Source organism: Pseudomonas sp. LBUM1648, from assembly GCF_059716145.1.
The window spans coordinates 371313-395072 of the sequence record NZ_CP166808.1 but is presented as its reverse complement, the minus strand read 5'-3'; the positions used below and the strand labels follow the sequence as shown (position 1 = coordinate 395072).

General features: G+C 59.5%; 16 protein-coding genes and 1 pseudogene. 9 read left to right on the top strand and 8 right to left on the bottom strand.

Annotated features, from left to right (window positions below):
• Positions 1 to 28: 28 nt before the first annotated feature.
• Positions 29 to 283, bottom strand: coding sequence for a hypothetical protein (locus ACA043_RS01780; RefSeq protein ID WP_007952486.1), 255 nt, complete (start codon positions 281 to 283; stop codon positions 29 to 31).
• A 230-nt stretch (positions 284 to 513) separates the two neighbouring features.
• Between ACA043_RS01780 and ACA043_RS01775 the strand changes: the two are divergent.
• Together ACA043_RS01775 and ACA043_RS01770 are read left to right on the top strand one after the other, a co-directional pair.
• A pseudogene (locus ACA043_RS01775) lies at positions 514 to 1599 on the top strand (HAMP domain-containing protein); the annotation flags it as partial.
• Positions 1600 to 1692: 93 nt separating this feature from the next.
• Entirely contained in the window at positions 1693 to 2457 is a 765-nt protein-coding gene (locus ACA043_RS01770) for a methyl-accepting chemotaxis protein (RefSeq protein WP_370872645.1), read from the top strand.
• A 107-nt stretch (positions 2458 to 2564) separates the two neighbouring features.
• Here the strand turns inward: ACA043_RS01770 and ACA043_RS01765 are convergent, their stop codons facing one another.
• The 5 genes from ACA043_RS01765 to ACA043_RS01745 form a co-directional block, all read right to left on the bottom strand.
• Positions 2565 to 3167, bottom strand: a complete 603-nt coding sequence (locus ACA043_RS01765; RefSeq protein ID WP_497658505.1) for a DUF924 family protein — start codon at positions 3165 to 3167, stop codon at positions 2565 to 2567.
• Between the two features lie 3 nt (positions 3168 to 3170).
• The gene (locus ACA043_RS01760) at positions 3171 to 4181 is read right to left on the bottom strand and encodes a class 1 fructose-bisphosphatase (protein ID WP_187678860.1); all 1011 of its coding nucleotides are present in this window, start codon (positions 4179 to 4181) and stop codon (positions 3171 to 3173) included.
• 331 nt (positions 4182 to 4512) lie between these two features.
• Positions 4513 to 5877 carry a DUF3999 domain-containing protein gene (locus ACA043_RS01755; RefSeq protein ID WP_497658504.1) on the bottom strand — a complete coding sequence of 455 codons (1365 nt, stop codon included), beginning with the start codon at positions 5875 to 5877 and terminating at the stop codon, positions 4513 to 4515.
• On the bottom strand, positions 5874 to 9464 hold the full coding sequence (locus ACA043_RS01750) for a DUF2339 domain-containing protein (protein ID WP_497658503.1): 3591 nt from the start codon (positions 9462 to 9464) through the stop codon (positions 5874 to 5876). The genes ACA043_RS01755 and ACA043_RS01750 overlap by 4 nt, the downstream gene beginning before the upstream one ends.
• A 166-nt stretch (positions 9465 to 9630) precedes the next feature.
• The gene (locus ACA043_RS01745; RefSeq protein WP_187678863.1) at positions 9631 to 12081 is read right to left on the bottom strand and encodes a glycogen/starch/alpha-glucan phosphorylase; all 2451 of its coding nucleotides are present in this window, start codon (positions 12079 to 12081) and stop codon (positions 9631 to 9633) included.
• Positions 12082 to 12341: 260 nt separating this feature from the next.
• On the opposite strand from ACA043_RS01745, the gene ACA043_RS01740 reads away from it, so the two are divergent.
• Positions 12342 to 12779 carry a YkgJ family cysteine cluster protein gene (locus tag ACA043_RS01740; RefSeq protein WP_064117051.1) on the top strand — a complete coding sequence of 146 codons (438 nt, stop codon included), beginning with the start codon at positions 12342 to 12344 and terminating at the stop codon, positions 12777 to 12779.
• A 189-nt stretch (positions 12780 to 12968) separates the two neighbouring features.
• Here the strand turns inward: ACA043_RS01740 and typA are convergent, their stop codons facing one another.
• Together typA and thiI are read right to left on the bottom strand one after the other, a co-directional pair.
• Entirely contained in the window at positions 12969 to 14789 is a 1821-nt protein-coding gene (gene typA / locus ACA043_RS01735) for a translational GTPase TypA (RefSeq protein ID WP_489879706.1), read from the bottom strand.
• 139 nt (positions 14790 to 14928) lie between these two features.
• Positions 14929 to 16383 carry a tRNA uracil 4-sulfurtransferase ThiI gene (gene thiI, locus ACA043_RS01730; RefSeq protein ID WP_497658502.1) on the bottom strand — a complete coding sequence of 485 codons (1455 nt, stop codon included), beginning with the start codon at positions 16381 to 16383 and terminating at the stop codon, positions 14929 to 14931.
• Between the two features lie 327 nt (positions 16384 to 16710).
• Here thiI and glnA point away from each other — a divergent pair, with 327 nt between their 5' ends.
• The 6 genes from glnA to ntrC all read left to right on the top strand — a co-directional run bounded on the left by glnA (position 16711) and on the right by ntrC (position 23526).
• Positions 16711 to 18117, top strand: coding sequence for a glutamate--ammonia ligase (gene glnA, locus ACA043_RS01725; RefSeq protein WP_150604017.1), 1407 nt, complete (start codon positions 16711 to 16713; stop codon positions 18115 to 18117).
• Positions 18118 to 18239: 122 nt separating this feature from the next.
• A protein-coding gene (locus ACA043_RS01720; RefSeq protein WP_123367138.1) for an IS3 family transposase occupies positions 18240 to 19462 on the top strand; the annotation gives its coding sequence in 2 pieces (ribosomal slippage) (positions 18240 to 18591 and positions 18591 to 19462; 1224 coding nt in all).
• A 181-nt stretch (positions 19463 to 19643) separates the two neighbouring features.
• Positions 19644 to 20156, top strand: a complete 513-nt coding sequence (locus ACA043_RS01715) for a DUF4124 domain-containing protein (RefSeq protein WP_401267809.1) — start codon at positions 19644 to 19646, stop codon at positions 20154 to 20156.
• Positions 20153 to 20776, top strand: a complete 624-nt coding sequence (locus tag ACA043_RS01710) for a DUF4124 domain-containing protein (protein WP_401267806.1) — start codon at positions 20153 to 20155, stop codon at positions 20774 to 20776. The genes ACA043_RS01715 and ACA043_RS01710 overlap by 4 nt, the downstream gene beginning before the upstream one ends.
• 231 nt (positions 20777 to 21007) lie before the next feature.
• Positions 21008 to 22093: a nitrogen regulation protein NR(II) gene (gene glnL / locus ACA043_RS01705; RefSeq protein ID WP_187678868.1), complete on the top strand. Its 1086-nt coding sequence runs from the start codon at positions 21008 to 21010 to the stop codon at positions 22091 to 22093.
• Complete coding sequence (gene ntrC / locus ACA043_RS01700; protein WP_003220781.1) at positions 22090 to 23526, top strand: nitrogen regulation protein NR(I); 1437 nt, start codon at positions 22090 to 22092, stop codon at positions 23524 to 23526. The genes glnL and ntrC overlap by 4 nt, the downstream gene beginning before the upstream one ends.
• The last annotated feature ends 234 nt before the right edge of the window (positions 23527 to 23760 follow it).

Sequence of the window (23760 nt, the reverse complement as noted above, 5' to 3'; positions counted from 1 at the left end):
TTCTTCTCCGTGGGCGCGAAGCCCCGGTTTACTTCAGGCCTTGGCCGGAAAACATCAGCACTTTGTCACCGGCGTATTGCACGCTGATAAAGCTGTTCTTGTCGCCCCAAGTGCAACTGGACATGCCGAGCGCACCCGAGCAGTCAGTGGGTTTGCCGAGCAGTGTCTCGACTTCAGCCTTGGCCATGCCAGCCGAAAGCTTCGAGTAGTTTTCCTGATTGACCTTGCTGCATGCGGCCAACAGCACGCAAAACGACAGAAGGGCGATAGATCGCAGCGACATGGTGTAACTCCTGGAACGAGGGGGGATGGCATGGTGCCAACCAGAAGCTTAGAAGAGAAAACCCTCATCTGGTTCCGTGGGCGGACGGCTATTTATTAGCCCGCCCGTCTGGCTTTTGCCTTTAAATCAGACACTTTGTAGGGCTATTGAGCATTTCGTCGTATTTCACCAAAGCAGCCTAATCTTTGGCGCGCGGCGGTCGAAATAAGAGCAGCGCAAAGCCCCCGAGTATGGCAAATTGCCGCCCTTTCTTGACCAGCACCTTCGCGGTAGTTCATTCGATGACCAGAAACATGAAATTCAGCCACAAAATCTTGTTGGCTGCCGCCCTCGTGGTGGCCGTTGCGTTCGCCTGTTTCATTTTGTTCAACGACTATCGTCAGCGCGAAGCTCTGGGCAGCAGCACCGAAGCCACGATGCAGGAGCTGGGCAGCCTGACCACCAGCAACATCCAGACCTGGCTGGAAAGTCGCATTCAATTGCTGCAATCGCTGTCTCAACAGGTTGTCGTCGACGGTAATGCGCCTGCCAGCCTGAAACGCATCATCGACCTGCCCGCCTACACCGGCAATTTCCAGCTCAGCTACTTTGGAGGTGCGGACGGCGTGATGTTCTCCGTGCCCGCCGGCAACCGCGCGCCGGATTACGACCCGCGTGCCCGCGGCTGGTACAAAGCGGCCAACAGCGCCCAGCAGACCATCGTCACCGAACCGTACATCGCCGCCTCCTCGGGCAAACTGGTGATCACCGTCGCCACCCCGGTACAGCGTCAGGGCCAGATGCTCGGCGTCGCCGGTGCCGACATCGACCTGACCAGCGTCAGCGCGATCATCAACTCGCTGAACTTCGGCGGCCACGGCCATGCGTTCATCGTCAGTGCCGACGGCAAAATCCTGATCCACCCGGACAGCAAACTGGTGCTCAAGACCCTCGCCGAGGCCTATCCAAACGGTGCGCCAAAAGTCAGCCCGGGCCTGAAGGAAGTCGAGTTCGACGGCAAGACTCAGTTGATCTCCTTCACCCACGTCAACGGCGTGCCATCGGCCGACTGGTACGTGGCGCTGGTGCTGGATAAAGACACCGCGTTTTCGATGCTCAGCGAATTCCGCACCTCGGCGCTGATCGCCATGGTCATTGCCGTGGTGATCATCATCGCCCTGCTCGGCATGCTGATCCGCGTGCTGATGCAACCGCTGCTGACCATGGGCCGAGCCATGCATGACATCGCCGAAGGTGAAGGCGACCTGACCAAGCGTCTGGTGATCCACGGTAACGATGAGTTTGGCGCGCTGGGCACATCGTTCAACCGTTTCGTCGAACGCATCCACACCTCGATCCGCGAAGTGGCCTCGGCCACCGGCCAGGTCAACGAAGTCGCCCTGCGCGTGGTCGCCGCGTCGAACTCGTCGATGTACAACTCCGATCAGCAATCCAGCCGCACCAACAGCGTCGCGGCGGCGATCAACCAACTCGGCGCCGCCGCCCAGGAAATCGCCCAGAACGCCGCCCTCGCCTCGCAACACTCAAGTGATGCGCGCAGCCTCGCAGTCGACGGTCAGCAGGTTGTGGATAAAACCATCCACGCGATGCAGCAGCTCTCGGCGAAGATCAGCGATTCCTGCGGCAACATCGAAACCCTGAACAGCAACACGGTGAACATCGGCCAGATTCTGGAAGTGATCACCAGCATCTCCCAGCAAACCAACCTGCTCGCGCTGAACGCCGCGATTGAAGCGGCCCGTGCCGGTGAGGCTGGCCGTGGTTTCGCCGTGGTCGCTGACGAAGTGCGAAATCTGGCGCACCGCACCCAGGATTCGGCGCAGCAAGTGCAGAAGATGATCGAAGAACTGCAAGTCGGCGCGCGCCAGGCGGTCAGCATCATGACCGAGAGCCAGCGTGAGAGCGAAAGCAGCGTCGGCATCGCCAACCAGGCCGGCGAACGCCTGGGCAGCGTCACCCAGCGCATCGGCGAGATCGACGGAATGAACCAGTCGGTAGCGACCGCGACTGAAGAACAGACCGCTGTGGTCGAGTCGATCAACGTTGATATCAACGAGATCAACACGCTGAATCAGGAAGGCGTGGAGAACTTGCAGGCGACGTTGCGGGCGTGCTCGGATCTGGAGCAGCAGGCGGCGCGGTTGAAGCAGTTGGTGGGTAGTTTCAGGATTTAAGGCGCTGCCACAGGCCTGTTCGCGGGCAAGCCCGCTTCCACATTGGAATGCATTTCAACTGTGGGAGCGAGCCTGCTCGCGAAGAGGGATTCAGCCGCGATGAAGATTTAGAACCGTGACCCCGGCCCAGACAGAAACTCCAACTCCTCAGCCGTAGACTCGCGCCCCAACACCGCATTGCGATGCGGAAACCGTCCAAACCGCGCAATCACTTTCTGATGCCGCTCGGCATAATCCAGATTGTCGGCAAACACCACGCGCTGCGCTTGCGGCTGCTCAGCGACCAGATCGATAAACCGCGAAACCGCTTCGTTCTGCACCGCAAGGTTTTCGCAGTGTTCGAAGACGAGGTAGATGAATACCCGCTGAATCGGCTTCAACTGCCGGTCAAAATCCGCAGCAATGCCTTGCGCGACGAGCTTCTGCGCACGCAGATCACCGGAGAAAGCTTTGGGAGAGTCGCGAAAGATCATTCGCGGCAGTTGATCAAGCAAAAACACCACCGCCAGCCAACCTTCGGGACATTGCGTCCACTCGGCCAATTCGCCGGCCAGTGCCTGATCGACAAAGACCCCGAAACGCGTCTGCGCTTCGAGGTCTTGGCTGTCACGCTTGCCGAACCACAACTTGCCCTTGTCAGCCGAAACCTCGTCCGGTAATTCGGCGTGACCGAACCACCAATCGAGCAACGGCTGCCAGGGCGCGTTCATGGCTTAAGCCTTGTGGTAGGCCGTGGCGCGTGCGACTTCTTCTTTCGAACCGAGGAATACCGCAACACGCTGGTGCAGACCTTCAGGCTGAATGTCGAGGATACGCTGGTGACCGTCGGTGGACGCGCCGCCCGCTTGTTCCACCAGGAACGACATCGGGTTGGCTTCGTACATCAGACGCAGTTTGCCCGGCTTCGACGGCTCGCGGCTGTCGCGTGGGTACATGAACAGGCCACCACGGGTCAGGATGCGGTGAACGTCGGCAACCATCGCCGCGACCCAACGCATGTTGTAGTTCTTTTTCAGCGGACCTTCTTCGCCAGCCAGCAGCTCGTCAACGTAGCGCTGCACAGGGGCTTCCCAGTGCCGCTGGTTGGACATGTTGATGGCGAATTCCTGGGTGGACTCAGGAATGGTGATGTCTTCGTGGGTCAGCACGAAGCTGCCCATTTCGCGGTCCAGGGTGAAGCCTTTGACGCCGTCGCCCAGGGTCAGTACCAGCATGGTCTGCGGGCCGTAGATCGCGTAACCGGCAGCGACCTGCTCGGTGCCTGGCTGGAGGAAGGCTTTTTCATTCAGCGCTTCGTTCTGGCTCAGGTATTCGTTCGGGCAACGCAGCACGGAGAAGATAGTGCCGACCGGGGCGTTGATGTCGATGTTCGACGAACCGTCCAGTGGGTCGAATACCAGCAGGTACGCGCCTTTCGGGTATTTGCCCGGGATCTGGTAGGCATTGTCCATTTCTTCGGACGCCATGCCGGCCAGGTGACCGCCCCATTCGTTGGCTTCGAGCAGGATCTCGTTGGAGATCACGTCGAGCTTCTTCTGCACTTCGCCTTGTACGTTTTCAGTGCCCATGCTGCCCAGAACACCACCCAGGGCGCCTTTGGACACGGCGTGGCTGATCTCCTTGCAGGCACGCGCCACCACTTCGATCAGGAAGCGCAGATCGGCAGGAGTGTTGTTGCTGCGGGTCTGCTCAATCAAATAGCGACTCAAGGTAACGCGGGACATGGACGGCTCCGGTGGAATGGGGGGCTAAAAACCCGCGCAGTTTACAGGGAGTCTGAAAACGTAGCGAGCGAAGACGCCCGGTAACGTGCGTTGGGGCGCAATTGCTTGCATCAGACGTGATTGGGTCGGGAGAGTTCAGGTACGGGGTTTAGCGTAGACCGGTTCGAGACGGGTGGTGCTTGGCTGACGGCAACAGTTCGAAGATTTTTGCTGGCTGGTAGACCGCGATCGCGAGCAGGCTCACTCCTACAGGGAGCGCATTTCTTCAGATGGAATGCGATCCCTGTAGGAGTGAGCCTGCTCGCGATCGGGTGCGCAGCACCCGCCTTTTTCAGGAATTAGCGGGAGGCTTACGCAGCAGACTGAACGCCATCGTCCCGAGAAAAACCACACTCAGCAGCAACACCGCCCACAAACCGATCTTCTTCCAATTGGTTTCGGCCACGGCCGCCGTAGTGGCGGTTGAGGTCTGCGTGATTATTGCTTCCCCCTGAACCGTCGCCTTACCCAACGTCGCCAGTTTCTCCGGTTTGAAATCCGGGATCAGCGTCGACAACGGCAAGTTAGCGGTTTTCACACTTGGACTGCCCAGCGCCAGACTGTAAGGCCCTGCCCCACGCGCAAGGAAAATCACCTGCGTCGCCCGCACCGCATATTTCAAACTCGGCGCCTGCTCGCCCAAACCACCACCGCGCTCATCCACCGTCAGCTTCAACTGCTGCACGGTCTGCCCGTACAGTTGCAATTCGTTCTGCACCACGTCCTGACCATTCTGCGTCAGGCGATACAGCAAGCCACTGCTCAGCGTCTGCCAAGGCAGGCTGCTCTCACGCCGACCGGCCAACGCCACCGGCGCCAGACTGTTCGGTTGTTTCAACTCAACCTGAACCCGCTCGACATTCAGCCCCATCGGCAACTGCCAGGTGTATTCCCCGGCCTTGGTGCTGCTGCCGGCCAATGCCTGCGACCAGACCAACGGCAGCGGCAGGTTGCGCGGATCGCTGCTTTTCAGTTGCGCCGAGGTGAGGATCGGCGCCGAACTCGGCGAATCCCACAGCAAGCGCAAATAACGCGCCGAATGCCCTGGCAACGTCACTTCGTGCTGTTCGATGCGCTCATCGGAGAAGGTCAGGCGCGCGACCTGCCCTTCGCCCCACGGCTGCCAGCGCTGCAAATCGTCGCTGGCCTCGATGCTGAAACGCTGAAAGCCGTCGCGCTCGCTGGTCCAGTCGAGGATCAGTTGCTGCAACGGCGCCTTGATCGCGCTGGCATCGAGCAGCCAGCCGCGCAGCACTTCTTCACCGGCCTCCAATTGGCTGGACGGTTGCACTTCCACCAGCGTGCCAGTGGTGGTCGATTGCACGCGCACATTCGGCGCGCGCTCAGTGGCGTCGGCGGCGTTGTACAGCGGGAACCACTTCACGTCGTGCAACTGGCCGTCGTCGCGGGTCTGCGCCGATTCGCGGGCCAAGGCATAGGCCTGAGCTTCGCCGGCAGCGTTGAAGACGCGCAGATCGCCGAGATCGGTCTGGCGCGCCTGCAATTGCACGCTCAGCGGCAGTTCGAGGCGATACCACGGGCCATCGCCCGTGACCGTCAGCGGCACTTGAGTGGCGAAGTCCGCCGGTTTTTCCTGGCCGCCGGCAGCCATCACCACGCCCAACGCCAACCACCCCAGATTACGCATGTGACTCAAGATGAAACTCCTTCGGTGTCCGGGGCCGGTTTGTCCGCCGCCGGCTCAGCATCAGCACGTTTGGGTGGCAGCGGCGCGAAGTAGCCAACCACCAGCAACAACACGCCAACGCCGATAAACGAGACGATCCGGGCGAGGCCGCCACGGTTGCTCAATTCGACAAAAATCAGTTTGGCCACCACCAGCGCAATCAGCGCCGCGCCGATCAGCCAGACCTCGCGACGATGGCGCAGATGCCCGCCAATCATCAGCCCCAGCGCCATCAACGTCCAGACGATGGACAACCCGGCCTGCACCAGCATCGAAGCGAGCAGTTGATCAAGCTCAAAGGGAATTCCCGCCCAGTGGTGCGCGGCGCGGGTCACCAACGCGGTGCAGAAGGCGAACAGCGACACCCCGGCGACCAATTGTGTGGCGTAATCGGCGTAGTCCTGGCGGATCGACAGCTGCGACACCGCACTGCGCGACCACACGTAAACCCCGAATAATGCGAACAACAGGCCCAGCTCCAACGGGTTGAGCAGCGGCACATACGGCAGCGGTTCGGCATTGCCATCGCTGACGCCGTTGGCCAGCCAGAACCAGCCGAGCATCAACACCGCCAGCGGCGCGGCGGCGTACAAGCGGTACTCGCGGGCAAACGCCGCGACCGGCCAAGGCCAGTTGCGCGGTGCGGCTGCCAGCAACAGATACAGGCTCGGCAAAATCGCCCAGCCCAGCCAACGCCAGGCGTTGTATTGCTCGGACAACAGCAGCAAGCCGTAGCGCAACTCCAGCGCCAACACGCCGATCAGCAGCCAGCAGCCGAGCACATGCGCAGTGCTCAAGGCCCGCGCCGGCAGCATCGGCGCCAAACGCCGCAGACTGAAGAAATGCACTGCGAACACCAACGTCCACGCCAGCCAGCCGAAATCTGCCGCCGGGTGATAACGCGAGTGCCAAGCCGCAAGCAGCACCAGCCCGGTCGCCGGAATCAGCAGCGTGCAGAGCAGGCCCAGCGCAGGCCATTTCAAGCGCAGCGACAGCAGCGTCCACAACGCCACGCTCAGCGCCGCAACCAGCAACAGCAGAGTGCCTTGCAGATTCACCGGGGCAAAACGCAGCACCTCACTGACCCACGCCAGCACCCACCAACCGGCGCCCCACACCAGCAACACCTCGGATAAGCGCTGCAAACTCAGCGCATCGAACGCCGAGGCGTGATTGCCCAGTTGCAGGCGCCACGCACCGATCATGGCGGCCAGACCCAGCACCAGCGGCGTCCAGAATCCGCCATGTGCCAACGGTTTCAAACCCTCACCGGACAGCGGCCCAAGCAACTCGGGACCGGCCAGCAAGAACGCCGCACCGCCGATCACCTGCAACAGCAGACCGAAGACAAAACTCACGCGCTGCTTGAGGTACAGGCTCAACCAGATGATCAGCAAACCACTGGCCGCCCACACCGCGCTCGCGGTCTGCCAAGGCAGGACAAACAACACCGCCAGATTGATCAACACCAGACCGGCGAGCAGCACCACCGACAAGCCGCGCAACAGGCGCACATCGCCGCGCACCATCTCGTCGCGAGCGGCCAGCAGCATGCCGGCGATCAATGCGAGACCGATCAAGGATGCGCTAAGCAAACCGCTCCAACCGGCGCTGAACACCGCCGCCGAATCTTCGCCCGCGCCTTGCAGCCGCAGCAGGAACAACGCGCCACCCAGCAGTTGCACGGCAAACGCGGTAAACAGGAAGGTCCGCGATTGCAGGCGCAGGCCGACAAACAACGTCGCCAGACCCGCCAGCGCCCAACTGATCGCGGTGCCTTGGACGAAGAAGAACAACGGCGCCAGCAGATAAAGGAAGGTCAGGCCCAGACACGCCAAAACCGGCAAGGCCTGACGCTCCCACGGCGACACTTGTTCCGGCGAGGCCTGACGCAGTTGGTAGAAACTGAACAGCAACGCCATGCCGAGCATCAGCGCGCCCAGCGGAGCACCGTCGAGCAGGCTGCTTTCGCCGACATTCAATTGACTGATGAAAGCCAGCGCCGAACCCAATTGCAGGAGCAAGGCAAAGGCCCGGGCAAACGGTCGATGCTGACGCAAACCGAGCCAGAAAATCCCCGCACCTTCGACGGCCCAGGCTGCCGAAGTCCAGCGCGCATCGAGCCCCAGCGGAATCGCCAGACTGGCGAAAATCACCCCCAGCGCCAGACAGGTTTCACCCAGCAACACGGCGCGCCCGCCCATCAACACCTTGGCCAGGCCCATGTAGATCATGCCCAGCGCGAGGGCGCTGAACGCGGCGGCAAATTCCAGATGCTGGACCAACGCGAACTGCAGACCGAAGCCGATAATCGGCGGGCCAAACAGCATCGTGCCATCGACATAATCGCCCTTGCGCGCCGACCATTTCAGCAGCGCTTCACGATCGCCATCCGCCGGGGCATCGGGCATATCCAGCAGTTTCCGCCGGGCAAACAGCAGGCCGATGGCGAGATACATCAGGAAGAACAGAATCAGGAACGGCTCGGTGCTCCACAGAAGCTCCGGCGCGTACGAACGCAGCCCCCAGGCGAAGCCGATACCGAAGGTGCCGACGAAGCCGATCAGGTTGAGCAGACGCCAGGCCTTGAACCAGGCGATGGTGAGAATGCCGGCGTTAAGCAAAGCGAAATAACTGAACAGCGCGACATGGTTGCCGGCGCCGGTGGACGTCAGGATTGGTGCGGCAAACCCGCCCAGCGCGGCGACACACGCCAGCGCCAGAGAGTCCTGGGTAATCGCCAGGATCGCCGAGAACACCGTCACCGCTACCAGCAAGCCCAGTGCGGCGGACGGATCCAGCAACGGATGCAGACGCATCGCCGCAAACACCGTCAGGTACAACACCGCGATGCCAGTGCCTTGCAGCATCAACGCATAGCTGTTGTTGCGGTGCCGCAGCCACCAACCCAACGCCAGCAAGCCCAGCGCCGCAGCCGCGACTCCGGCGTAACGCAATTCGATCGGCACCACCATGCCTTCAGTGGCGTAACGCAGCAGGAATGCCAGACCGAAGAACAACAGCACCACACCGACCCGCAGCACGGTATTGCCACCGAACAGCCAGTTGCGCGCGGCGCTGATCCCGCGCTCGATGAGGTTCGGGCCACGGGGTTCGGCGGGTTGTTGTGGTTCAGGTTCGGGCGTGACGGCGTCCAGACGCCAGACATCGGCCGGCAAGGGTTGGCTGGTTTCACGAGCGACGGCGGACAGTGGTTCCAGATCGGCCGGCAGTTCCCAGACCAGTTCGGGGGCCGGGGCCTCTTCGACGACTTTGACAGGTTCGGCCAATGGCTCGCTGAGCGGTGCCACACTCGGTGGCGGCGCAGCACGAACCGGTGCGCCTTCGAGCAGGAACAGGCGCTGTTCAATGCCCTGCAAGGCAACCTTCGCCTGCTCAAGTTGATGCTGCTGATGCGCAGCCTGCGAGCCAAGCCGCGCGATGCGCAGCGCTTGCCCGATCACCAGCCCCAGCAGCGCGCCCAACAGCGCCGAGCTGAACGACTCGTCGAGCAGCCAGCCGAGCACCAGCCCGATCAACATGAACATCCATTGCATGGTCGATATCCCTAAGCGCGAAGGCCAATCCGGGAAGATTAGCGCAGCCTGATCGAAAAAGATCGCAGCCTTCGGCAGCGCCTACAGGGGTTCACATGACCTGTGTAGGAGCTGCCGAAGGCTGCGATCTTTTCCGGGGCGCCAGTATATCGAGCCGAGCGGAAAGTTACTCCAGCGCTTTCCAGATATCCGTGGCGTACTCGCGAATCGTCCGGTCAGAGGAGAACCAGCCCATTCGCGAAGTGTTGAGCACCGCCGAACGCCACCAGTTGTTGCTGTCGTGCCAATGCTCTTCGACGCGCTTCTGTGCTTCCCAGTAGGAGTCGAAGTCAGCGCAGACCAGGAAGCGGTCGTAGTCCACCAGCGAATCGATCAACCCGGTGTAGCGCGAAGTGTCATCCGGCGAGAACACGCCACTGCGGATCGCTTGCAGCACGTCGTTGAGGCGATGGGACGCAGCGATGTCCGGCGCCGCGCTGAACTCGTGGTTCTGTTTGCGCGCTTCAACCTGCTGGGCACTGAGGCCGAAGATAAACATGTGCTCGGCACCGATGCGCTCGCACATTTCCACGTTGGCGCCGTCGAGGGTGCCGATGGTCAGCGCACCGTTGAGGCCGAACTTCATGTTACTGGTGCCCGAGGCCTCGAAACCGGCGGTGGAAATCTGCTCGGACAAGTCTGCCGCCGGAATAATGCTCTCCGCCAGGCTGACGTTGTAGTTGGGCAGGAACACCACTTTCAGCAAGCCACGCACGGTCGGGTCGTTGTTCACCACCCGGGCGATGTCGTTGGTCAGCTTGATGATCAGTTTGGCCTGGTGATAACTGGCCGCCGCTTTACCGGCGAAGATCTTCACGCGCGGCACCCAGTCGACTTCCGGCTCGGCGCGAATCGCCTGATACAGCGCCACGGTGTGCAGCAAATTGAGCAACTGGCGTTTGTATTCGTGGATCCGTTTGACTTGGACGTCGAACATCGCCGCCGGGTTGACTGCGATCCCCAGCCGCTCGTGAATCAGATAGGCCAAGGCCTTCTTGCTGTGCAGGCGTTGCTCGGCGAAGGCTTTTCGGAACGCGGGTTTCTCGGCAAACGGTTCGAGATCGAGCAGGCGCTCTTCAGGGTTGTCGAGCAAGTCCGGGCCGAGGGCATCGACCAGCATCGAGGTCAGCTCGGCGTTGGCCTGATACAACCAGCGGCGGAAAGTGATGCCGTTGGTTTTGTTGTTGATCCGCTCCGGATACAGCTTGTGCAACTCGGAGAACACCGTACTGCGCATCAGTTGAGTGTGCAATCCGGACACGCCGTTGACGCTGTGCGAACCAAGGAATGCGAGGTTACCCATGCGCACCCGGCGTCCGTTGTCTTCCTCAATCAGTGACACCGCGCGCAGCACGTCGAAATCGTGGATGCCCTTGGCCCGCAGCGAGTCGATGTGCTGGGCGTTGATCAGGTAAATGATCTGCATGTGCCGTGGCAGCATGCGCTCCATCAAACCTACCGGCCAGGTTTCCAGCGCTTCCGGCAGCAGCGTGTGGTTGGTGTACGACAGCGTGTCGACGGTGACTTGCCACGCCGCATCCCAGGCCACGTCGTAGACGTCGACCAGTTGGCGCATCAATTCGGCGACGGCAATCGAGGGGTGGGTGTCGTTGAGCTGGATCGCGGCATGATCGCCCAAGGTCAACACCGAGGTGTGCATGTTGCGGTGGCGACGCAGCAAATCCTGCAACGACGCGGCGACAAAGAAGTATTCCTGGCGCAGGCGCAACTCTTGCCCGGCCTCGGTGCTGTCCGCCGGGTAAAGCACACGCGAGATACTTTCGGCGCGGGCCACTTCGGCAACGGCCCCGAGGTGGTCACCGGCGTTGAAGCGCTCAAGGTGCAAATCTTCCATGGCCCGCGCACGCCACAGGCGCAAGGTGTTGACGCTCGCCCCGCGCCAGCCGACTACCGGCGTGTCGTAGGCAATCGCGCGGACGGTTTCGGCGGGAGACCAGACTTGTTTGGTTTTGCCGCTGGCATCGGTGACGGTTTCAACGCTGCCACCGAAGCCGATGGAATAAACAACTTCCGGCCGTTCGAACTCCCACGGGTTGCCGAAATCCAGCCAGTGTTCGGTCTGCTCCTGTTGCCAGCCATCGACGATGGCCTGCCGGAACAAGCCGTGCTCGTAACGAATGCCGTAACCGTGGCCGGCGATGCCGAGGGTCGACATGCTTTCCATGAAGCATGCCGCCAGTCGTCCGAGGCCGCCGTTGCCGAGCGCCGCGTCAGGCTCCAGCAGACGGATGCGCTCCAGATCGACACCGAGCTCGGTCAGGGCTTCACGCGCGACGTCGAGCAGGCCGAGGTTGCTCAGGCTGTCGTAGAGCAGCCGGCCGATGAGAAATTCCAGCGAGAGGTAATACACCCGCTTCTGACCTTTGCGGTAGATCTGCCGGGTGTGGTCCATCCAGTGCTCGACCATGTGATCTCGCGCGGCCAGGGCAATGGCTTCGAACCAGTCATGGTCGAAGGCGTGATCGGGGTCTTTACCCACCGCGTAGGTGAGTTTGGTCAGGACGGCGTCGCGAAATGCGGCCACCTCTGCTTCGCGAACTAGTGGTTCTTGAGTCATCGATAGGACCTCGGGCGAGCGGGGAATTGTCTGAGCCTAGACGGTCTGACCGACGGTAACGGCTCTGGTTCGGCAGTTTTTCCCGGGACTGTGAGATAGCCCGGCAAACGCTTGGCATCTGCCCCAATGAATGCAGGGGCCGTGCCGATTTGTCCAACCGATTGGCCGCACGCAGAAAAAATCTGGCGAAAGGTTGTTCAAAAATCCACCAGTCCCGGTATGATCGCGCGCCCTGATGCACACACGCCTGGTAACTCCCGATGATGAAGCCCAACCTGATTGCCGCCGCCGAGATCGATCGTCTCGATACGTGGGCCAAATATTCGGCCCCGATGTGCGGCTCTTGTATCTCCAGCTGCTGCACGCTGCCGGTCGAGGTGAAGATCAAGGATCTGGTGCGCATCGGCGTGGTCGATGAATTCGAGCTGGGCGATCCGCCGAAGAACATCGCCAAGCGCCTGCAAAAGGAAGGGCTGGTCGAGCGCTTCAATCAGAAGTCGGGCATCTTCACCCTCCAGCGCATGAGCAACAACGATTGCTACTACCTGGATCGTAAGAGCCGCCTGTGCACCATTTATGACAAGCGCCCCGACACCTGCCGCAACCACCCGAAAATCGGCCCGCGCCCGGGATACTGCGCTTACAAGCCGAAGGAAGTCGAGCGGGTGCAGAATTTCCGGGCGATCGAGAAGTTCTGATGCTGATCGTTCCCACGCTTCGCGTGGGAACGCAGCCCGGGACGCTCTGCGTCCCAAAAAGCCGAACGCGGAGCGTCCGTTGAGGCATTCCCACGCAGAGCGTAGGAACGAGATCATCAAACCCCAGACAAACAAAAACGCCCCCGGTCTCTCGACCGGGGGCGTTTTCATTCAGCCTGAACTAATTACTTAGATCTTGGCTTTCTTGGCAGCGCGGGTACGCTCGCTTTCGTCCAGGATCTTCTTGCGAAGACGGATGGACTTAGGAGTAACTTCGCACAGCTCGTCTTCCTGGATGTATTCCAGAGCCTGTTCCAGAGTGAACTTCACTGGTGGAACCAGAGCGATGGTTTCGTCTTTACCCGAAGCACGCATGTTGTCGAGCTTCTTGCCTTTGGTTGGGTTGATACCCAGGTCGTTGTCGCGGCTGTTCTGGCCGACGATTTGACCGGTGTAGACCTCCTGACCGTGTTCAACGAACAGCTTGCCACGCGCCTGCAGGGTTTCCAGCGAGTAGGTCAGAGCCTTACCGGTTTCAACCGATACCAGAACGCCGTTCTGACGGCCGGACATGTGGCCCGACTTGACGGTGTCGTAGCGATCGAAGATCGAGGTCAGGATGCCAGCACCGTTGGTCAGGGTCAGGAACTGGTTACGGAAACCGATCAGACCGCGAGCAGGGATGTTGTATTCCAGACGAACACGGCCCTTACCATCCGGAACCATGTTGGTCAGGTCGCCTTTACGCAGACCCATCTCTTCCATGACCTTGCCCTGCGAATCTTCAGGGATGTCGATGGTCACGTTTTCGAACGGTTCTTGCTTGACGCCGTTCACTTCACGAATGATCACTTCCGGACGGCCCAGGGCCAGCTCGAAGCCTTCGCGACGCATGGTTTCGATCAGTACCGAGAGGTGCAACTCACCACGGCCGGAAACCTTGAACTTGTCAGCGGTGTCGCCTTCTTCAACTTTCAGAGCAACGTTGTACAGCAGCTCTTTGTCCAGACGGTCCTTGATGTTACGGGACGTCACGAACTTGCCTTCTTTACCGCAGAATGGCGAGTCGTTTACCTGGAAGGTCATCGAAACGGTTGGCTCGTCAACGGTCAGAGGCTTCATCGCCTCGACAGTGTCCGGGTGGCACAGGGTGTCGGAGATGAACAGCGAGTCCATACCGCTGACGCAAACGATATCGCCTGCGAAAGCTTCTTCAACGTCGATACGGTGCAGACCGTGGTGACCCATCAGCTTCAGGATACGACCGTTACGCTTCTTGCCGTCGGCACCGATAGCAACAACCGGGGTGTTCGGCTTGACGCTACCACGAGCGATACGGCCAACGCCGATAACACCCAGGAAGCTGTTGTAGTCCAGTGCCGAGATTTGCATCTGGAACGGACCTTCACGGTCAACTTTTGGCGCTGGAACGTGATCGACTACCGCTTGGTACAGCGGGGTCATGTCTTCAGCCATGGCGGTGTGATCCAGACCGGCAATGCCGTTCAGGGCCGAGGCGTAAACAACCTGGAAGTCCAGTTGTTCTTCGGTAGCACCGAGGTTGTCGAACAGGTCGAAGATCTGATCCAGAACCCAGTCCGGACGCGCGCCTGGACGGTCAACCTTGTTGATGACCACGATCGGACGCAGGCCGGCTTCGAAAGCCTTCTTGGTCACGAAACGGGTTTGCGGCATAGGGCCGTCTTGAGCGTCAACCAGCAGCAGAACGGAGTCAACCATCGACATTACGCGTTCAACTTCGCCGCCGAAGTCGGCGTGGCCCGGGGTGTCCACGATGTTGATGTGGTAGCCGTTCCAGTTGATGGCGGTGTTTTTCGCCAGAATGGTAATACCGCGCTCTTTTTCCTGGTCGTTGGAGTCCATCACGCGCTCGTCGTTGAGCTCGTTGCGCTCCAGAGTGCCGGATTGACGCAGGAGTTTGTCTACCAGGGTGGTTTTACCGTGGTCAACGTGGGCAATGATGGCGATGTTGCGTAGATTTTCGATCACTTGTGTATCTCGATCAGAGGATTCGGTTTGCTGACAAGTCTTGGCAGCGATTAGCAGTAGTGTCCGGCATGGCCGTTACAGCTTGACGGCGGTGTCGGGGGGCCGGTGACGCAGGCCACAGGCAAACAGCCCCGGGCACTTAGCTCGGTCGATAAACGCGCACATTGGCATGCCCCTCACTGAGCAAATGGTGGGCATGCAGGCGACTCATCACGCCTTTGTCGCAATACAGCAGGTACTGGCGAGTAGGGTCCAGTTCCTTGAAACGTGCGTTCACTGCATAGAACGGCATCGTCTGTACCTCTATGCCGGCAAGCTCCAGCGGTTCGTCTTCAGCGGCATCCGGGTGACGGATGTCGATGACGATCTGACCGGCCAGCGCTTCGCCGACTTCTTCAATCTGCAAATCCTGGCCCAATTCGTCGATGACTCGATCGATCGCGACCAGTTTGGCGTTGGCGAGCGCACGCTCGAGCACCGCCATGTCGAATTCTTTCTCTTCGTGCTCAACGCGGCCACGCTTGGCGGCGGTCTTCGGATTGACCGAGATGACGCCGCAGTATTCCGGCATGTGCCGGGCGAAATCGGCGGTGCCGATCTCGTTGGCCGTGTCGATGATGTCCTGCTTGTGGGCGACGATCAGCGGGCGCAGGACCAGTTTATCGGTCACGCAATCGATCACCGACAGGTTCGGCAGCGTCTGGCTCGAAACCTGGGAGATCGCTTCACCGGTGACCAGCGCATCGATATGCAGGCGGTCGGCGATCGCGGAGGACGCGCGCAACATCATACGCTTCAATACGACGCCCATATGACTGTTATCGACTTTACCGAGAATTTCGCTCAACACTTCTTCGAACGGAACACTGACAAATAGCACGCGTTGCGAGCTGCCGTACTTCTTCCAGATGAAATGCGCGACTTCCATCACGCCCAATTCGTGGGCACGCCCGCCCAGATTAAAGAAGCAGAAGTGCGCCATCAGGCCGCGGCGCATGATCTGGTAGGCCGCAACGGTCGAATCAAAGCCGCCGGACATCAATACCAGCGTCTGCTCCAACGCACCAAGCGGATAACCGCCGATGCCGTTGTGCTGGCTGTGGATGACAAACAACCGTTTGTCGCGAATTTCCATGCGAACTTTAATTTGCGGTGCTTTCAGGTCGATGCCGGCGGCACCGCACTCACGGCGCAGCTTGCTGCCGACGTATTTTTCGACGTCCATCGAGCTGAACGTGTGCTTGCCTGCACGTTTGCAGCGCACCGAGAAAACCTTACCGGCCAGTGCATCACCGTAGTGCTGTTTGCACTTTTCGGAGATGTCGTCGAAGTCACCCAGCGGGTACTCGTCGATCTGCAAAAAGTGCGCGATGCCCGGCATGCAGGTCAGGCGCTCACCCATCTCTTTCAAGGCTTTGGGGTCGGTAACGCGGGTTTCCAGCTCGAGGTTGTCCCACACGCCGTTCACCACCACAGCCGGGTCCAGATCGCGGAGCACGGCGCGGATGTTCTTGGCCAACTGGCGGATGAATTTCGTCCGGACAGGTCGGCTTTTGATGGTGATCTCGGGGAAGACTTTTACGATTAGTTTCATGAAAACAGCGCGCGCAGGGCCAGCCGAAAAAGGGGGGCGCGGATTATAGCGGAAATTGCTCAAGGTTTAACCAGTTAATGTGCAGAAGGTTTTGCGCGCACCAAAACGGGTCATTTATGGATTAAGACGCTACATTAGAGGGCGAGATTTTCACCATCAGGCCACTTTGCACCTTTATAAGCGTGAATTTGGGGCAAAAAACCCATGCTGGGGCACTGGCATGCAATTTGCTCCCTTGTGAGGCAGGTTGCCTTGGCAGAGTATTCGCGCCGGCATCACCACTATTAAGGGCATCCACTACCAGCCCTAATTCACCCGGAGGACACTATGTCGAAGTCGGTTCAACTCATCAAAGATCATGACGTCAAGTGGATTGATCTGCGCTTCACGGACACCAAAGGCACTCAGCACCACGTGACCATGCCGGCTCGCGATGCGCTGGAAGACGACTTCTTCGAAGTCGGCAAGATGTTCGACGGTTCCTCCATCGCTGGCTGGAAAGGCATCGAAGCCTCCGACATGATCCTGCTGCCGGACGACGAAACTGCCGTTCTCGACCCGTTCACCGAAGACGCGACCCTGATCCTGGTCTGCGACATCATCGAACCGTCGACCATGCAAGGTTACGATCGCGACCCGCGCGCCATCGCTCACCGCGCCGAGGAATACCTGAAGACCACTGGTATCGGTGACACCGTCTTCGCCGGTCCAGAACCAGAATTCTTCATCTTCGACGAAGTGAAGTTCAAGTCGGACATCTCCGGCTCGATGTTCAAAATCTACTCCGAACAAGGTTCGTGGATGTCAGACCAGGACATCGAAGGTGGTAACAAGGGTCACCGTCCAGGCGTCAAAGGTGGCTACTTCCCGGTTCCGCCGTTCGACCACGACCACGAAATCCGTACTGCCATGTGTAACGCACTGGAAGAAATGGGCCAGACCGTTGAAGTTCACCACCACGAAGTGGCGACTGCCGGTCAGAACGAAATCGGTGTCAAGTTCAACACCCTGGTGAAGAAAGCTGACGAAGTTCAGACTCTGAAATACGTTGTACACAACGTTGCCGACGCTTACGGCCGCACCGCTACCTTCATGCCGAAGCCGCTGTACGGCGACAACGGTTCGGGTATGCACGTACACATGTCCATCTCCAAAGATGGCAAGAACACCTTCGCTGGCGAAGGCTATGCCGGCCTGTCCGAAACCGCTCTGTACTTCATCGGCGGCATCATCAAGCACGGTAAGGCCCTGAACGGCTTCACCAACCCGGCTACCAACTCGTACAAGCGTCTGGTGCCAGGCTTCGAAGCTCCGGTCATGCTGGCCTACTCGGCTCGTAACCGTTCCGCCTCGATCCGTATTCCTTACGTCAACAGCCCTAAAGGCCGTCGTATCGAAGCACGTTTCCCGGATCCGGCTGCCAACCCGTACCTGGCTTTCGCAGCACTGCTGATGGCCGGCCTGGACGGTATCCAGAACAAGATCCACCCAGGCGATGCCGCTGACAAAAACCTGTACGACCTGCCGCCTGAAGAGGCGAAAGAGATCCCACAAGTTTGCGGCAGCCTGAAAGAAGCCCTGGAAGAGCTGGACAAGGGCCGTGCGTTCCTGACCAAGGGCGGCGTGTTCTCCGACGACTTCATCGACGCTTACATCGCGCTGAAATCCGAAGAAGAAATCAAGGTCCGCACCTTCGTACACCCACTGGAATATGAGCTGTACTACAGCTGCTGATCCGGTAGCGCCGCGCTAAGCGGCGTGACAAAAAGAGGCCTCCTTCGGGAGGCCTCTTTTATTGCTCGGTGTCCCGTCCTGAATAAGGTTTACACCTTCTGACCCATTCTCAGGAGGGAGTAATGAATACGGGAGAAAGGCGCAGTCAGCGTGATTACACGCTGACCTTTAAATTGTCGGTCGTCGATCAGGTCGAAAAAGGCGAGTTGAGTTATAAAGAGGCTCAAGAGCGCTATGGCATTCAGGGTAAAACGACCGTACTGAACTGGTTACGCAGGCATGGTCGGCAGGACTGGAGTCAAGGCGCGTCCATTCGCTCCAAGAGACCCCGTTCCATGGATGAGCCCGATAAACCCCTGACACCCGAACAGCGAATCAAAGAGCTTGAAGAAAAGCTTGCCCAAGCCAACCAGAAAGCTCAGTTTTTCGAGGCCGTCGTTGACGTTTTGAAGAACGACTTCGGTGTTTCTGTCGTAAAAAAGCGATCCGGCAAGTCCTCTCCCAAGGGCAGATCCAAGGCCTGAGCATCAGTAGGGCTTGCCAGTTCATGGGGATTTCCCGTCAGGCTTATTACAAGCGCAACCGGGCGTGTGATGCCCGGGCCCGTCATGCCCAGGAAGTGATGGGATTCGTGAGGGAAAAGCGACTTAGGCAGCCGCGCCTTGGCACCCGAAAACTTCACAATCTAATGCGCACTGAGCCAGAAGTGTCCGTAAAGGTTGGTCGAGACCGTTTATTCGATATCTTGCGAGATCGGCGCGAACTGGTTCCCCGCAGACGGGCGTATCACAAAACGACAGACAGCCATCATCGCTTTCGCCGGCATCCAAACCTGCTCAAAGATGGACCGATTCAGGTAGTCGCCAAGGCGCCAGAGCAAGTATGGGTTGCGGACATCACCTACTTACCGACGCAAACGGGTGTGGCTTATCTGAGTTTGATCACCGATGCGTACTCTCGAAAAATCGTGGGGCACCATGTCCATGAAAGCTTGCACACCGAATCGGTGATCCAGGCGTTCAACAAAGCCCTCAGGCAGCGGACAACGGAGCAACGCCTGGTGCATCACTCGGATAGAGGCGTCCAATACTGCTCCGAGCTTTATCAGCGGCTGCATGCCAAATACGGCATCACCTGCTCAATGACCGATGGCTACGACTGCTACCAAAATGCGTTGGCTGAGCGTGTGAACGGGATTTTGAAAAACGAGTTATTGCTGCATCGCCCCAAAGATTTTGCAGAGGCCATCCGGATGGTGGACGAGTCGGTGCAGATCTATAACAACGAGCGGCCTCATCTGTCGCTGAAATACAAAACGCCCGATGCGGTGCATCGGGCGTTTTGAGGCTGAAACAGGTGTAAACCTATTTCAGGACTAGACACGGCTTTATGGCAAACGATGAGTTCTGTGGAAACTGAGGCGTATGAAAGGTTTCAGTAATGCTTGGCAAAATGCGTCCTGAGTTGGGACAACTGCCGCACCTGACCTATGCTGCAACCCATCGTTTTCTTCCCCGGTCGAGTTCATGGGTCGCACCTTTCTCTACATCCTGCTGCTGATCGCCCTGCCCGCCGCCGCGCAGATCTACAAGTACACCGACGCCAACGGCAACACGGTGTACAGCGATCACTCGCCGGACGGCGTAAACGCGCAGTCGGTGGAGTTGCCGCCGCTCAACACGGTCGAGCCTCAGTCACCAGGCGCACCCGCCGCGCCAACCTCCGACAACCGGGAGCCGCCGCGTAATGCCTACGCCATCCTCGAGCTCGCCGGTCTGCCCACCGAGGAAGCCCTGCGCGCGAACAACGGCACATTCACGGTCAACGTGCTGATCAAGCCGCGCCTGCAACCGCCGCATCAATTAAGACTGCTGCTCGACGATCAACCCTACGGCCAGCCGAGCAACGTGCCGATCCTGCAACTGGTTAACGTCGACCGAGGTGATCATCGACTCGCAGTGCAGGTGATCGATGGTCAGATGATCATTCAGCAAAGTCCGCCAGTGGTCTTTACCGTGCAGCGGGTGCACAAGCCATGATCCGCGAATGGCTGGTCGCCGTGTTGGCACTGACGGCACTGCAAGCCTCGGCAGAGGTGTTCACTTACGTCGATGCGCAGGGCAATCGCGTCTACACCGACCAGCCGCGTGGTAACGCCAAGCGAGTGCCGCTGGCGACCAGCAACCGAATGTCGGCCAATCCAACCGGCGCCGCGCCGATCACCACGGCGAAAAAATCTCCGGAGCAACCGCTGTTCCACTACGACATGCTCCGTGTTCTGGTGCCCGAGCCTGACGCAACCATTCGCAGCAGCGCCGGCGAAGTGATCGTCAGCGTGACCAGCGAGCCGGGCCTGCAAGCAGGCCATCGCTATCGCCTGTTGCTGGACGGCAAGGCCACCGGCAAGCCCGGCCTGAGCCCGGTGTTCCCGTTGAGCAATATCGACCGTGGCAGCCACAGCCTTTCGGTCGAGATTCTCGATGCGCAGGGCCGCACCGTCGAACGCACTGCTAATCAGCCCTTCCACATGCTGCGCATCTCGCTGGCGCAGAAGCGCCAGGTCAAACCCTGCACAACGGACGATTACGGCGTCCGCCCGGAATGTCCGCTTAAAGACAAACCTGAGGAACCGAAAAACCCTTTCCTGCGTTTCTTCTAACGCCCATCAGCTTTGCGCACTATATTGGTGCAACAAGCTGCACTCTTCACACATTCCAACCCATTTTGGTTCGAAAGTACCCGCAAGCGCTGGCGAACTGCCACGCAAACGAGCGTCAAACGCCTGTTTCATGGGTTGAGCGCTTCTTTTCGGAGCCTTGGTTTGGTTTTTGCATTTTCCGTTTAACGACGCCTGCTTCTTGCGCACGCTCCGCCCCCAAAAGAGGCTCTGATGACTATAAGTGACGCAATTCATCGTTTGCTGCTCGACAACCTGACCACCGCTACCATTCTGCTCGACGCCGAATTGCGCCTTGAGTACATGAACCCGGCGGCAGAGATGCTGCTGGCCATCAGCGGTCAGCGAAGCCATGGGCAGTTCATCAGCGAGCTGTTCACCGAATCCACCGAGGCGCTCAACTCTTTGCGCCAGGCAGTGGAACAGGCGCATCCATTCACCAAGCGCGAAGCGATGCTCACCGCCCTCACCGGCCAGACCCTGACCGTGGATTACGCGGTGACGCCGATCCTCAGCAATGGCGCGACCATGCTGTTGCTGGAAGTCCACCCGCGTGACCGCTTGCTGCGGATCACCAAGGAAGAGGCGCAGTTGTCGAAGCAGGAAACCAGCAAGATGTTGGTTCGCGGCCTCGCCCATGAGATCAAGAATCCCCTAGGAGGTATTCGGGGCGCGGCGCAACTACTGGCCCGCGAACTGCCGGAAGACAGCCTGCGCGACTACACCAACGTGATCATTGAAGAGGCCGATCGTCTGCGCAATCTGGTCGACCGCATGCTCGGTTCGAACAAGTTGCCGTCGCTGGCTATGTGCAACGTTCACGAAGTGCTCGAACGCGTCGGCCAACTGGTCGAAGCGGAAAGTCAGGGCTGCATCACGCTGGTGCGCGATTACGACCCAAGCATTCCCGACGTGTTGATCGACCGCGAGCAAATGATTCAGGCCGTATTGAACATTGTGCGCAATGCGATGCAGGCGATCAGCAGCCAGAACGAGCTGCGCCTGGGTCGCATCAGTTTGCGTACCCGGACCATGCGTCAGTTCACCATCGGCCACGTCCGCCATCGTCTGGTGACCAAGATCGAGATCATCGACAACGGTCCGGGCATTCCGGCGGAACTCCAGGAAACCATTTTCTTTCCCATGGTCAGCGGCCGTCCGGACGGTACCGGGCTGGGCCTGGCCATTACCCAGAACATCATCAGCCAGCACCAGGGCCTGATCGAGTGTGACAGCCACCCAGGCCACACCACCTTCTCGATCTTTCTGCCACTGGAACAAGGAGCCACATCGACATGAGCCGTAGTGAAACTGTGTGGATCGTCGATGACGACCGTTCTATCCGTTGGGTTCTGGAAAAAGCCTTGCAGCAGGAAGGCATGACCACCCAGAGCTTCGACAGCGCCGATGGCGTGATGAGTCGTCTGGCCCGTCAGCAACCGGACGTGATCATTTCCGACATCCGCATGCCGGGTGCCAGTGGCCTGGACCTGTTGGCACGGATTCGCGAGCAGCACCCACGGCTGCCGGTCATCATCATGACCGCTCACTCCGATCTGGACAGCGCTGTCGCCTCTTATCAGGGCGGCGCGTTCGAATATCTGCCCAAGCCGTTCGACGTTGATGAGGCGGTTTCGCTGGTCAAGCGCGCCAATCAGCATGCGCAAGAACAGCAAGGCCTGGAAGTGGTGCCAGCGCTGACTCGCACTCCGGAAATCATCGGCGAAGCGCCGGCGATGCAGGAAGTGTTTCGCGCCATCGGCCGCTTGAGCCACTCCAACATCACCGTGCTGATCAACGGCGAATCCGGCACTGGTAAAGAACTTGTCGCCCACGCCCTGCACCGCCACAGCCCGCGCGCGGCCTCGCCGTTCATCGCGCTGAACATGGCGGCGATCCCCAAGGATCTGATGGAATCCGAACTGTTTGGCCACGAGAAGGGCGCGTTCACTGGCGCGGCCAACCTGCGTCGCGGCCGCTTTGAGCAGGCCGACGGCGGCACGCTGTTCCTTGATGAGATCGGCGATATGCCGGCGGATACCCAAACCCGTCTGCTGCGCGTATTGGCCGACGGCGAGTTCTATCGCGTCGGTGGTCATGTTCCGGTCAAGGTCGACGTACGGATCATCGCCGCGACCCACCAGAATCTGGAAACACTGGTCCACGCCGGGAAATTCCGTGAGGACTTGTTCCACCGCCTAAACGTGATCCGCATCCACATCCCGCGCTTGTCGGATCGTCGTGAAGACATCCCGACCCTGGCCAAGCACTTCCTCAGCCGTGCCGCGCAGGAATTGGCGGTCGAGCCGAAGCTGCTGAAAAGCGAGACAGAGGAATACCTGAAGAATCTGCCGTGGGGCGGCAACGTGCGCCAGTTGGAGAACACGTGCCGCTGGATCACGGTGATGGCCTCCGGGCGCGAAGTACACATCAGTGACTTGCCGCCGGAACTGCTGAGCCTGCCGCAGGATTCGGCGCCAGTAACCAACTGGGAGCAGGCGTTGCGCCAGTGGGCGGATCAGGCGTTGGCGCGTGGCCAGTCGAGTCTGCTCGACAGTGCAGTGCCGGCGTTTGAGCGGATCATGATCGAAACGGCGTTGAAACATACCGCCGGGCGTCGTCGTGATGCCGCGGTGTTGCTGGGTTGGGGGCGTAATACCCTGACGCGCAAGATCAAGGAACTGGGGATGAAGGTCGATGGTGGGGATGATGATGAAGGGGATGAGGGTTGAGTTCGACCTCAACACCTGAGCGATCTTTTTTCGCATGCACCACCATAAGGCACTTTGACCCGCTATCGCGCACAGCGAGCGGTTCAAAATCCGACACCAAATCACTTGAAAACTGAAACTTTATAAACACGAAAGCCCCGTATTCCGGGGCTTTCGCATTTCTGAAGACGGTTTTTGTTTCAATCCGTAAAAAGCTGGCACGCCCCCTGCAATACCTCTTACAGGTGATTCGAT

Bases quoted from the DNA above. Each gene is read 5' to 3' on its own strand.
- ACA043_RS01780 (WP_007952486.1), bottom strand. From the start codon at position 283: ATGTCGCTGCGATCTATCGCCCTTCTGTCGTTTTGCGTGCTGTTGGCC.
- ACA043_RS01760 (WP_187678860.1), bottom strand. From the start codon at position 4,181: ATGTCCCGCGTTACCTTGAGTCGCTATTTGATTGAGCAGACCCGCAGC.
- glnL (WP_187678868.1), top strand. From the start codon at position 21,008: ATGACTATAAGTGACGCAATTCATCGTTTGCTGCTCGACAACCTGACC.
- ACA043_RS01765 (WP_497658505.1), bottom strand. From the start codon at position 3,167: ATGAACGCGCCCTGGCAGCCGTTGCTCGATTGGTGGTTCGGTCACGCC.
- ACA043_RS01710 (WP_401267806.1), top strand. From the start codon at position 20,153: ATGATCCGCGAATGGCTGGTCGCCGTGTTGGCACTGACGGCACTGCAA.
- thiI (WP_497658502.1), bottom strand. From the start codon at position 16,383: ATGAAACTAATCGTAAAAGTCTTCCCCGAGATCACCATCAAAAGCCGA.
- ACA043_RS01745 (WP_187678863.1), bottom strand. From the start codon at position 12,081: ATGACTCAAGAACCACTAGTTCGCGAAGCAGAGGTGGCCGCATTTCGC.
- ACA043_RS01715 (WP_401267809.1), top strand. From the start codon at position 19,644: ATGGGTCGCACCTTTCTCTACATCCTGCTGCTGATCGCCCTGCCCGCC.
- ntrC (WP_003220781.1), top strand. From the start codon at position 22,090: ATGAGCCGTAGTGAAACTGTGTGGATCGTCGATGACGACCGTTCTATC.
- ACA043_RS01770 (WP_370872645.1), top strand. From the start codon at position 1,693: ATGTACAACTCCGATCAGCAATCCAGCCGCACCAACAGCGTCGCGGCG.
- ACA043_RS01740 (WP_064117051.1), top strand. From the start codon at position 12,342: ATGATGAAGCCCAACCTGATTGCCGCCGCCGAGATCGATCGTCTCGAT.
- glnA (WP_150604017.1), top strand. From the start codon at position 16,711: ATGTCGAAGTCGGTTCAACTCATCAAAGATCATGACGTCAAGTGGATT.
- ACA043_RS01750 (WP_497658503.1), bottom strand. From the start codon at position 9,464: ATGCAATGGATGTTCATGTTGATCGGGCTGGTGCTCGGCTGGCTGCTC.